The following is a 12,160-nucleotide window of genomic DNA, read 5'->3' as shown; positions in this document are numbered from 1 at the left end:
GCTTAGCTAAGTTGTGCCATGCGCCAATGATGTTCGATATGGTCGTTGATAACGCTCTGAATAAAATAATAACTATGGTCATGACCTGCCTGATAACGCAATGTTAAAGGCTGCTTGGCTTTTGTACAAGCGTCTTGAAGTTTGCCTGTTTGCAACTGACCTTCTGCTAAAAAATTATCCGCAGCGCCTTGGTCAATCAAGATGCTGGCATACTGCTGACCGACCTTTTCGATCATCTTCGATGCATCTGCTTGCGACCATAGTGATTGGTCATCGCCGAAATACTCAGTATAGGCGGCTTGCCCCCATGCCGACTCACTGGCAGCACAGACGGGCGATAAGGCGGAGACACTGACAAACTTACTTGGGAATTTAAAACCTAACAGTAACGCCCCGTGACCGCCCATGGAGTGTCCAGTGATACCCATGCTATGGATGGGAAATTCTGAGCGCAGCAAATCGTATAGCTCATCGACGATGTAGCTTTGCATATTAAAATGCTCTGCCCACGGCTGCTGTTTCGCATCCACATAGTAGCTTGCGCCCTGACCGACAAAATAGCGCTCATCGTTCGGCACTTCACTGCCTTCACTAGTTCTAGGAGAGGTATCTGGAGCGATAAATATCATACCAAGCTCGCTACATTTTTGTTGAAAATGCGCTTTATGGGTGACGTTATCAGCATTACAGGTCAGACCCGATAGATATAAAACGGCAGGACATAACCGCCCTGCGAGCGCTTCATCAGGCAGATAAATACTGAACGTCATCGGCGTTTTCGTCGCTGTCGATTGATGACTATAGTAATGCTGCTCGCCATCAAAGCAGCGGTTCACACTCTTTTGCGTGAGCTGGCTGTTAGCAGACAGGCTTTTATTATAAGTATTATTCATGAGTAACTTCCTCTTTATCCAAGGTAAAATAAATGATGACTTATAAAAAGCGCTTTATAAGGCAAAAAGCACATTGATAACAAGTCAAATAGCGCTCAAATTTTAATCAATATCACTGGTAGCATCCACTGGCAAGTTAGAGGTACTGTTGGAAGCGGTGTTTGCAGTATTACTGGGTAAAATATTAACGGTGGTAGAACCCGCATTATTCGTAAGGCTAGCGACTGGTGGACGGGTTTTATCAAACAATACTTGCTCAAACGCAGGTAGCGCCGTCTCCATTAGGCTACCAATCACCATCTGTGGCTCTGATGGCTCAAAACCCATCACACTCTCGCGCTCAGTCACTCGTAAGCGGGCATCCTTAAAGGCAGATTCGAAGCTGGTGTTTTCACGCAGGCTTTCAGCAAAAAAGGCTTGCCCAAAATAAGTCATTTCTGCCGTATTAGTGCAGCCAAACGAAGCTTTATCAGCTGCTGAGGCAGTAATCACCACTGTGGTTGGTGAGGCCAATTCATCGATAAACGAGCCTGAGTAACACGCTGATACGACGATTACACGCCAGCGAATACCTGAAGCATCCAAAGATTCACGCAACCAAGTAGCATCTAAATTATCTATCGCAAGTGGTGGATTCGCCAATTGCACGATATTTTCAGTACCGTGTGAGGATAGCGTGAGAAATAGCACATCTTCATCGGCATTCATCTGCCGACCAATTCTTTTTAAGCCGCGCAAAATACTGGTCTTAGTCGCAATTGGTTCATCGAGCCAGCTGTACTGATTATTAATGAGTGAGAGCGAATGACCGCTGGTGCCAAAGCGCACATCGAACAGCTCACGTACTTTATTAATCTCGGAGCGAAAAACATTTTGATCAGAGAACCCAGCCACACCCATAAAGTACCAGTCAGTCTTGCCATCGATACTTGGATCAATGCCATCAAGCGCTTGTTGCAACAGACGTGGCTGCTCGTACAATGCGGCCTCTTCTAACACCGGCTCTACAGGAATTTGCTTAAATATGGGTTGGTCAGCGACATTACGCTGCCAAATAGTCAGCAGCGCCACTGCGCCTACCAGCACAATAATACGCTCCCACCATGGCGTGCGCATGCGACGAGAAAAAATCCACAATAAGGCAAGCGTCTGCCATAAGAACAGCACTAAAAACAGAATGGGTAAAAATGAATAACTCCAGTCCGGCAGCCAACCATAACTGCCAAAAAACTGCACCAGACTTTGTAACAATGCCGACAAGGTGTCAGCAACCAACCATAGCACCACAGGCACAAAAACCAGCGCTTGATTGCCCGCTCGCCGTGCCAAAATAATGCCACTCAATAAAATAATCATCGGCCAAATGAGATAGCTGACCAATCCTTGCTCATTAAAAATACTGCCGCCTTCAGCAGCCAGCCATGAGAAAAGCACGTTGCTACCAAGTGCCAATAGCGCGAAGACCGCAAACTGAATAAAGGTGGGCTTAACCCAAGAAAACGCGCGCGTTGACCCCACTAGCATCCATAAAGTTGCGATAATATTGGCAGCGAAATTGAGTGAAAAGCGCTGAAGCGATACGGTTTTTAGCGACGTAAGTGACAAAGACTTAGACCTCTAGCCAGTCGAAAGAAATAAAGTGAATCAATGATAAGTATTTTGATGCAGCAGCCGTTCAATGTTATTTATTTACATTTTTTGCGCGGCTTACACACAGCGACGTTATGTTTGATCCACTATAGAATAAGCAAAAAAACGAATAGCATGAGTCAATAGTATGGCTCGCCAATCTAACGCGATTGTAACGGATTGTCGGTCAAGAGGATAAGGCTGATTTGTAAAAAATCGCTCAAATCTGACCGAAAATCAATTAAAAAAAGGAGGCCTTGCATACAAGACCTCCTTCTATATCAACGACTCAACACTATCTCATCAATAACTCATTGACGCGTTTTAGGTAAGCGGCTGGATCATCTAATTGACCGCCATCTGCTAGTAATGCTTGATCAAAGATGACTTGCGCCAGCTTGTCAAAATCGACATCAGATTGCTCGCTGGTCTCAAGCTTCTTAATCAGCGGATGATCTGGGTTCACTTCTAGTGTCGGCTTACTCGCTGGCACATCTTGACCCATTTGCTGGAGCATCTGAATCATTTGCGGCGACAACTCACCTTCACCAACGACCAAACAGGCTGGGCTATCGACCAAGCGCGTAGACACTTTCACGTCTTTCGCACGCTCGCCTAACGCTGCTTTTAGCTTATCAACCACTGGCTTCATGGTTTCTTCGGCTTTTTCGGCTTCGGCTTTTTCGGCTTCGTCTTGCAAATCACCCAAATCAACCGCACCTTTGGCGATATTTTGTAGCGGTGTCTCATCAAATGAGGTTAAGAAGTTCATCGCCCATTCATCGACACGACTGGTCATCAAGATAACTTCGATGCCTTTCTTCTTGAACAACTCAAGCTGCGGGCTATTCTTTGCCGCTGCCAAATTATCAGCCGTTATGTAATAGATGGCCTTTTGACCGTCTTTCATGCGCGCTTTATAGTCTTCAAAGCTGGTCGTCACACTGTCTTGCGTGCTGGTCGCATAACGTAGCAATTTGGCAATACGTTCTTGATTGCCCATGTCCTCGCCTAGACCTTCTTTGATGACATCACCAAACTCGGCGTAGAACTGCGCGAACTTCTCTTGCTTATCACTGTCTTCGCTATTGGCCAAACTTGCCAGCAAGGTCAAAATACGACGTGCATTACCATCACGGATAGACTTCACATCACGCGATTCTTGCAATAGCTCGCGACTGACGTTCAATGGCAAGTCGGCTGAATCGATAACCCCTTTGACAAAGCGTAGATACATCGGTAGCAACTGCTCAGCCTCGTCCATAATAAAGACGCGCTTGACGTAAAGCTTGAGACCATGCTGCTGCTCACGAGTATATAAATCTACAGGCGCTTTTTTAGGAATATACAAAAGCTGCGTGTACTGAACACGGCCTTCTACACGGTTATGTGTCCACGTAAGCGGCGCATCCATGTCATATGAGATGTTTTTATAGAAATCAACATACTCATCATCTTCAATCTCAGATGCTGAACGTGTCCATAATGCACTGGCCTTATTAATGGTTTCCCATTCGTCAGTCAATACCATCTCGCCACCAGTAGGTGCGTCGTCGTTCTCATCTTCTTTTACGTCTTCTTGCCAGATCTCTTTACGCATTTGAATCGGTAGGCTGATATGGTCAGAGTATTTATTCACCAAGCGCTTAATTTTGGCGCGGTCTAGATAGCTGTCTTCGCCTTCAACGTACTCTTCTTTTAGATGCAACGTGATGGCAGTACCGCGCGCGTCTTTGGTGATAGGCTCAACGGTAAAGCTACCAGTGCCATCGGATACCCAACGTACGCCTTTATCTGCAGGCTCACCCGCTTTGCGTGATTCTACGCTAATCGTATCTGCCACGATAAAGCCTGAATAGAAACCAACACCGAACTGTCCGATTAATTGACCTTCTTGCTTTTGCGACTCAGACAATTTGTCTAAAAATGCTTTGGTGCCAGACTTAGCAATCGTACCTAAGTTTTCGATGGCATCCGCTTCATTCATACCAATACCATTATCGGTAAAGGTAATCGTTTTAGCATCTTCATCGACGGCGATGCGAATTTTTAACTCACCATCGTTTTCATAAAGACTGTCATCATTAGTCCCTTCAAAACGCAGTTTATCGCAGGCATCAGAGGCATTAGATACCAATTCACGGACAAAGATATCGGCATTAGAATATAGCGAATGCGTCACCAAATGCAGCAACTGTGCCACTTCCGCTTCAAACGTATGTTTTTTTAATTCTGGATTCAGACCTTTAGCTTGAGTTGCTTCACTCATAAAACACTCCTTTGAATTCTATTAAGTACTTATTATAAAATAACGATGAACCTGCCAAGACCGCTTTAATAGCATTATCAAAGCTAGCCTGTTGGATACCGTTAAGCTGTTTATACTAATAGGGGCATAGAAGAAAATTTCAAGCGCAAAAGGGTTATTCAATAAAAAACACCGTCTTAGTTTGCTAAGGCGGTGTTTTTTGTGAGCCATATACTCACATAATCATTTAAAAAGGCATATAGTCAAGTCTATATAAATCCGCTACATCGTCATCCTCGCTAAGCATACTAATGTATAACTTGCACTCGGTTTCCTTGTATCGAAATTATATTGAACTGACTATATTAAACTTTATTCTGAGTAAGCTTCTATCAATAAATCCCAAATGGTCGTTAGCTTATTTGAAAAGTGCATATGTGTTTTCATAGTAACCTTCAGTGCAGTAATATTGTCTTGATAGACACCATTACAACCGATTACTATAATTCTGTAAAATATATTAAATATATATTTTTGTTTTGTTTTTTAAAACAATAAAATTACTCAACATTTAACGTGGCATCGGACGAATGGTCAAAATCTGCTCGCTGCGACCAAACGGCCCATATATATCGTGCAACACTGCGCTGGTCACCCCAATCCCATCAGCGCCATACTGTTGTACCGCGTCAATGCCGAGCCAACGTCCTTGCGGCGCGCGATGCATATGAATCTGCAAATCAGTATTGGGAAACATCCACTCCAACTTTGATAGTCCGAGACCAAGCCGTGGCACGACGCCATTAGCAGTATCGACCATGCCCAATAAATGCACCAAATCATCCGTCGGTTCGCCCTCGACCATCTCAACATCATTGGTGATCCAAACCATACCACGCCCAGCGCGACGATCAGCATCAGTGACTAAGCGCACTGTTTTAATAAAACCACCTGGCCAACCTTTCATACCATCCCAGACTGCCAATTCTTCAGGTTGGTACTGTGCTTTTTGATCCTCTAGCCCTGCAATCTCACTGGTATCTTGAGTCATCAGTCGCCATGCACGAGCAATAATAGCATCACGGCCACGACTGCTCAGTACCGACTCAACCAGCTCGATGGTTCTGCCCGGACGAATACAACGGGTAGTAACAGTAAACTCATCGAGCGGTATAAGTCCCAAAATATCGAGACTAATACGGGCAATTCTCATATTCTCTTGTGGAGCAAATCTACTAAGCTCAGCGGTCAGTAATCCTGTCGCTGGTGCCATATGCTGCTCGTGCTCATTCCAAGCGCCTTGGGCATTCTTGGTGGGCTGATAATGTGCGATCATCACACCATCGTCTTGCTGTTCACGTTTAATAAAGTTGTAATAAGCTGACATTCACCATCCTTAATGTTGTCTCAAATCTTGCTCATTCATCCAGTATTTTGTAACTGTTGTGAGAAGTGGTTATGGTTGTATAAAAAAGTTATGCGTTACTAGAGCGTGTTAATCACTTCCTAGTAATTTTCAGGCGTGGCTTACCTTTATTGTTTATTTAGTAAGCTCTTGTTTTCTCATATTGAGCAACGTGCGACTCTTAGCCATTATAAAAAGGAAAAAAGCCATGATAGCAATGAGGGCACCATATAAGACACTATAATCTTTCATAAATTGTGCCGTATTAAGAATAAGCATCAATACCAAAATAACAATCACAAACATATTAATTTTCAATTGCTTATTAATGTCATCGACTGTGGCTTCGGCCAATACGAACTTTTTTTTGTGCTTTTTCATGTTACTTACCTACTTGCGTGACCGGAATACGTAAGGCTTTGGGCAGACTAAATATGACATTCTCTTCGATACCTGACAGCTCACTTGGCAAGTCACCGCCCCAATCTTGCAACTGCTGTAGCACCTCTTGAATCAATACTTCTGGCGCTGAAGCCCCTGCGGTGACACCAACATTCTCTACGCCATCAAACCAGCTACTGTCCATTTCGCTGGCGTTGTCTATCAAATAAGCACGGCAATTCATCCGCTCTGCCAATTCACGCAAACGATTTGAGTTTGAGGAATTTGGTGAGCCTACCACCAATACTATCTCGCAGCGACTGGCCAAATCTTTGACCGCATCTTGGCGGTTTTGGGTGGCGTAACAGATGTCATCTTTACGCGGTCCTTCGATACTAGGGAATTTGTCGCGCAGTGCATCGATGACGCGAGCCGTATCATCCATCGACAAAGTCGTTTGGGTAACGAATGCCAAACGCTCGCCATCCTGCACAGTCAGATTTTCGACATCGGCTTCATTTTCGACTAGATGAATCTCTCCACCATGACGACGGTTAAATCGCCCCATTGTGCCCTCAACTTCAGGATGTCCAGCATGACCGATCAACACCGCATCCATACCATCTTGGGCAAATTTAGCGACTTCGATATGTACCTTAGTGACTAGCGGACAAGTGGCATCAAAGACGGTCAGGTCACGACGAGTCGCCTCATCTTCGACCGCTTTTGAGACCCCATGCGCAGAGAAAATAACGATTGCACCATCGGGTACTTCGTGAAGTTCTTCGACAAATACCGCACCGCGATTGGCCAAATCCGAGACCACAAATTTATTATGGACGACCTCATGACGGACATAAATAGGGGGCTCAAAGCGGGTCAATGCTTCGTTGACTATCGCAATCGCGCGATCGACACCAGCGCAAAAACCACGTGGATTGGCAAGATAAATTTGCATAAGATGGCCTATCATTAGATAATTTGTATTTATCGCTTAACGTCAAAAGCTTAACGTCAAAAGTTGGGATGCATTCAATACGCTACTTTAGCATAATTTGCTTTTATTGCCTTTTAAAATACCACCGTCCCAGTCGCTATAGACGCAGTCGGTCTTTAAAAAAACAAAAGTGTCAAAAGCAGTTTATAATTAGGCAGTAGTTATGGTTTCTCTAACCTTACATGATGGCATTTTATATTTTTACCAGCCTTTGATGCTTTGGCGTTTCACTATCGCATCTTTTCGTCTTTTATTAGCGCACACTTTATTAGGGCACACCCCATTAGGACACTTTGTATGACAGGTTCATTATTTATTATTACCGCTGCCTCTGGTACGGGCAAGACCTCACTGGTAAAGCAGCTACTTGCCACCACCAATGACTTGACCGTCAGTGTCTCCCATACGACTCGCGTCCCACGTCCGGGTGAGATTAATGGTCATCATTATCATTTTACCGATGTCGATAAATTTGTGACTGCCATCGGCGACAATAAGTTTTTGGAGCACGCCGAAGTGTTTGGCAATTATTATGGCACCTCAGAACAAAGCGTACGTGCGCAATTAGAGGCCGGTGTCGATGTGATTTTGGAGATTGATTGGCAAGGAGCGCTACAAGTCAAAAAAATATTTACTGACGCGACGATGGTTTTTATTCTACCACCAAGCATTGCCACGTTACGCCAGCGCTTGTCGACTCGCGCGCAAGACACGATAGAAGTCATAGAGCAGCGTTTAGCAGGCGCAGTGACTGAGATGGCGCAATATGTGAATTTTGATTTTGTCATCATTAATGACAATTTCGAAGTCGCCTTGACTGAGCTAAAAGCCATTATCGTCGCTGATAGACAGACGCTTAAACGCCAACAGCAGCGTTATCATCGTACGATTAGCAACTTGCTAAGCAATAAAGTACAAGAGTAAGGTTATTACTGCCTGTCAGTAGGGTTTAATTTGGCAAGCGGACATAAAAAGCAACCACCTAGCTAGGCAAAAAATGCTACAATGTCCAGCTATCCCCCTTTATATTTTTGATATTATTTTTATTTGAGTGACGGACTATGTCTGTAACTAATAAAAACAACCGAGGTAGCTATTTATGGCACGAGTGACGATTGAAGATTGTTTGGATAATGTTGATAATCGCTTTGAGCTGGTTTTGGTCGCAAGCAAGCGCGCCCGTCAGCTGGCCAAAGGTATCGCTGAACCGTTGGTTGAAGTCGATAACGACAAGCCTACGGTATTGGCTCTACGTGAAATTGCCGCGGGCAAAATCACTCGCGATATTCTAAATCAGCCAGAGCATAATTTTGCTACTAGCTCAATGGATTTAGCACTGTCAGGCGATCATAGCTTCTAGTAAAAGCTGTTTGACATGCAAATGCATATTGATGATAAAAACCACAGCTTATGCTGTGGTTTTTCGTTTACAACTGTATGCTTTTGGCTATCATGAAAGCCATTTGCGCCCAAAATCATACCACTGGGTATAAATTTATAAGTTTTTTTCTGGCACCAGCGCTTAGCAGTTGACATTGAATACGATTTACGATTAATTAGAGAGTGGTCTCGCCTTTCTACTGCTCTCTATTATAATTATTACTCTTTTTTACAATGATCGTTTTCTTTTATAATATGGTCGCTGCAATTTAAAAGCGTGACAGCATCAACCCTGTAAACGATATGCTGGTACAGCTTGCATACGGTTGCTTTTTTATCCATATATCCATACATCGATATTATCTTGCTTTAACGATAGATTAGTATTCATTCAGTCACCATTTACCTTAACAGGGCTTAATCAATTATAGGTAATGGAAAATAGGATCGTCACTTTATGAGTCAAACCCTTCCCAAACTCAGTCATCATCTAGTCGATGATGCTCAATATAATTTGCTCCGTTCAGTTGGCTATCTGACTGCTGCCGAACGCCGTGATATTGTTGATGCCTGTGAGTTCGGTGATATTGCGCATATTAAAGACAAGCGTAAATCAGGGGAGCCTTATATCACTCATCCGATTGCGGTCGCTGAAATATTGGCAGGTTTTCGTTTAGATCGAGATACCATTATTGCAGCGATTTTACATGATACTGTCGAAGATACCGACGTTAGCGATGAGCAAATCGAGCAACGTTATGGCAAAGTGGTTGCTAGACTGGTTGATGGTGTCACCAAATTAAAATCTTCGACCCATAATAAGCAACAAAATAAAGCGGCGACTTTTCATAAAATTCTGACGGCTACCCTTGCTGATCCACGGGTGTTAATCATTAAGCTTGCCGACCGCTTACACAATATGTCGACGCTGGATGCGGTACGTCCTGAAAAACAGCGCACGACGGCGCAAGAGACGTTAGATTTTTATGTGCCATTTGCCCGTCTGATGGGTCTCAATGACATTGCTGATTATATTGAAGTGCTGTGTTACCGCAATCTTGATTCTGGTATGTATAACAAGATTTCAGATAAGCTGCTGCAACACGGGCTGGGACGTAATTTTCAAAGAGAGGCTATTCATAGCTATCTGACTATTGTCTTAAACAATTTAGGGCTCAATGGCCTCGTCAAAGTATTAGACAATCGCGTGGTGATATATCGACAGTTTTTCCGCAATCGCGGTGAAATTAATGCGCTACTTCGTCACTATGCTTTTGAGATTGTGCTCGACAATATTGAAGCTTGCGACAAACTGGCTTATTACCTTATCAAAAAATATCAAATCGATGATACCCATATTGCTGACAATATTCGTCGCCCACTACCGGGTGGCAATCAATCCCTGACCCTTATTTATGAGCGGGATAATGATTTTGTAAAAGTCACTATTTTGACCAAGCAAATGCAAAATGCGGCAAGGCTTGGCGTTATCGGGGCAGAACACGCCTCCGATGTCAGTCAATCAGTCATTCAGGCGTCATTACGCAATATGAAAGACTTGGTTGATGAAGACAGCTTAAATCAAAATAGCCCTGACTTTACTGCTGCCGTCTCGACGATTAGCGAGCTGATGGATTACCTGCATTCAAGTAAAATTATTTGTTATAGTCCCAAAGGTCGCGCTTATGAGCTATCACAAGGAGCCACAGCGCTTGATTTTGCTTATGCTGTTGGACCTATGGTCGGTAATGTGGCCGTCGGTGCCAATATCGATGGCAACAAAGCCAAGCTGGGCACGGTGGTCAAAAACGGGCAATTGGTCGAGATTGAAGTAAATAGCCACTCAGAGCCAAAGGCAGAATGGCTCGGGTTTGTCGTGACCAATAAAGCCCGTGAAGAGATTTTACGCTGGTTTAAGGATTTATCTGCTGCTGATAAACAGCATCATGGTCAACAAGCCTTGGATCGCGCGCTAAAAACCTATCAAAAAAGCCTCGATGATTTAACGGACAGCGACTGGAAAAACTTGACAGAATGGCGTGGTCTGACAGAAAAAAGTGCGCTATTTGAACAGATTAGCTCGGGCACACTACTACCACAACTGGTGGTCACTCGCTTATTTAGCGACGAAGTCAGTGACTTGCAGGCTAAAGAACAAAATGATGATGATGCCCAACCGCAACAATTGATTGTCAATGCCTCAGGGGTAGAGCTTGATTTTGCCAATTGTTGCCATCCGATCTATGGCGACCCTATCGTTGGTCATTTATCCCGTCACGGCTTGGTGGTACATCGCCATAAATGCTTCTCGCTCGACGATATTCGCAAAGACAACCCTTATCAAGTGATACAGCTGCGCTGGCGCAATGACAGGGCCATCAAACAAAATGAATCCGGTGAGCACGCTAGCAAAGTCCGTTTTTCGGCTTATCTGAAGCTGTCTCTTGCCCTCAGCGACGAACAAATCAGCGAGGTTATCTACCATCTGCGCCAGTTAAATATGGGGGTGGAAACGGTCGATGTGCGCCATACTGACACTATCATTCATATTGTGGTCCGTAGTCGCAATCATTTAGCACAAGGTATTCGCGAACTGCGCTCGCTGCTGGGCTTTCCCAATATCATGCGACTCTATCAGCTGTAGATAGAAGTGTTAAATACCCTTACTTTTAATCTCGAATTTTCAGAACAACCCAAAACAATGATAAACTTTGCTACTTCGTTTTTAGTCAGTAAATCCAATCAATCAAACGAAAAAAACACCTTAAGGATATAATATGACCCGTCAAACCATTCAAACTGATAAAGCCCCTGCCGCTGTTGGCACTTACTCACAAGCCGTCAAAGTCGGTAACACCGTTTATATTTCAGGACAGTTAGGTTTCGACCCTGAAACCATGGAGTTGAGAGAAGGTTTTAAAGCACAGGCTGAGCAAGTGTTCGAAAATATCAAAGCTATCTGTGAAGCAGCTGGCGGCAGTCTAAATGACGTGGTTAAATTCAATGTATCTTTGACAGACTTAAGTGATTTTGCCGTTTTAAATGAAGTGTTCGTGGCCAACCTATCCGAGCCATACCCTGCCCGCGCAGCCGTACAAGTCGCTGCTCTACCAAAAGGTGGTGTGGTCGAAATTGAGTCTATTCTATATATTGAATAATCTTGATGCTCATCACACTCAATTCTTAAGTAATTGAGTAAAAATAACGGTTGTTAGCGTAAGCCCAAA

General features: G+C 44.0%; 10 protein-coding genes. 4 read left to right on the top strand and 6 right to left on the bottom strand.

The window, feature by feature from the left end:
* Nucleotides 1-2 precede the first annotated feature (2 nt).
* The 6 genes from fghA to ispH form a co-directional block, all read right to left on the bottom strand.
* Nucleotides 3-893 (bottom strand): S-formylglutathione hydrolase, encoded by an 891-nt coding sequence (fghA, locus tag ACTQ9T_RS01380; protein WP_440463839.1) that lies wholly within the window; start codon nucleotides 891-893, stop codon nucleotides 3-5.
* A gap of 102 nt (nucleotides 894-995) precedes the next feature.
* A complete protein-coding gene (locus ACTQ9T_RS01375; RefSeq protein WP_440463838.1) occupies nucleotides 996-2,498 on the bottom strand; it encodes a C13 family peptidase in 1,503 nt (500 codons plus the stop codon).
* 319 nt (nucleotides 2,499-2,817) lie between these two features.
* The gene (gene htpG / locus ACTQ9T_RS01370; protein WP_440463837.1) at nucleotides 2,818-4,791 is read right to left on the bottom strand and encodes a molecular chaperone HtpG; all 1,974 of its coding nucleotides are present in this window, start codon (nucleotides 4,789-4,791) and stop codon (nucleotides 2,818-2,820) included.
* 550 nt (nucleotides 4,792-5,341) lie between these two features.
* Complete coding sequence (locus ACTQ9T_RS01365) at nucleotides 5,342-6,157, bottom strand: thioesterase family protein (protein ID WP_440463836.1); 816 nt, start codon at nucleotides 6,155-6,157, stop codon at nucleotides 5,342-5,344.
* A 153-nt stretch (nucleotides 6,158-6,310) separates the two neighbouring features.
* Nucleotides 6,311-6,556, bottom strand: a complete 246-nt coding sequence (locus ACTQ9T_RS01360) for a hypothetical protein (RefSeq protein ID WP_352309546.1) — start codon at nucleotides 6,554-6,556, stop codon at nucleotides 6,311-6,313.
* 1 nt (nucleotide 6,557) lies between these two features.
* Nucleotides 6,558-7,514: a 4-hydroxy-3-methylbut-2-enyl diphosphate reductase gene (gene ispH / locus ACTQ9T_RS01355; protein ID WP_440463835.1), complete on the bottom strand. Its 957-nt coding sequence runs from the start codon at nucleotides 7,512-7,514 to the stop codon at nucleotides 6,558-6,560.
* Nucleotides 7,515-7,850: 336 nt separating this feature from the next.
* On the opposite strand from ispH, the gene gmk reads away from it, so the two are divergent.
* The 4 genes from gmk (at nucleotide 7,851) to ACTQ9T_RS01335 (ending at nucleotide 12,091) form a co-directional block, all read left to right on the top strand.
* Complete coding sequence (gmk, locus tag ACTQ9T_RS01350; protein WP_440463834.1) at nucleotides 7,851-8,477, top strand: guanylate kinase; 627 nt, start codon at nucleotides 7,851-7,853, stop codon at nucleotides 8,475-8,477.
* 175 nt (nucleotides 8,478-8,652) lie between these two features.
* Nucleotides 8,653-8,913, top strand: a complete 261-nt coding sequence (rpoZ, locus tag ACTQ9T_RS01345) for a DNA-directed RNA polymerase subunit omega (protein WP_010201435.1) — start codon at nucleotides 8,653-8,655, stop codon at nucleotides 8,911-8,913.
* A gap of 477 nt (nucleotides 8,914-9,390) precedes the next feature.
* The gene (locus ACTQ9T_RS01340; protein WP_194619324.1) at nucleotides 9,391-11,577 is read left to right on the top strand and encodes a RelA/SpoT family protein; all 2,187 of its coding nucleotides are present in this window, start codon (nucleotides 9,391-9,393) and stop codon (nucleotides 11,575-11,577) included.
* Nucleotides 11,578-11,710: 133 nt separating this feature from the next.
* Complete coding sequence (locus ACTQ9T_RS01335) at nucleotides 11,711-12,091, top strand: RidA family protein (RefSeq protein WP_010201437.1); 381 nt, start codon at nucleotides 11,711-11,713, stop codon at nucleotides 12,089-12,091.
* The last annotated feature ends 69 nt before the right edge of the window (nucleotides 12,092-12,160 follow it).

The organism is Psychrobacter sp. ASPA161_6 (genome assembly GCF_051970285.1).
Lineage (GTDB): Bacteria > Pseudomonadota > Gammaproteobacteria > Pseudomonadales > Moraxellaceae > Psychrobacter > Psychrobacter glaciei.
Note: the sequence above shows the minus strand (reverse complement) of the source record. Positions and strands in the feature narration are given on the sequence as shown.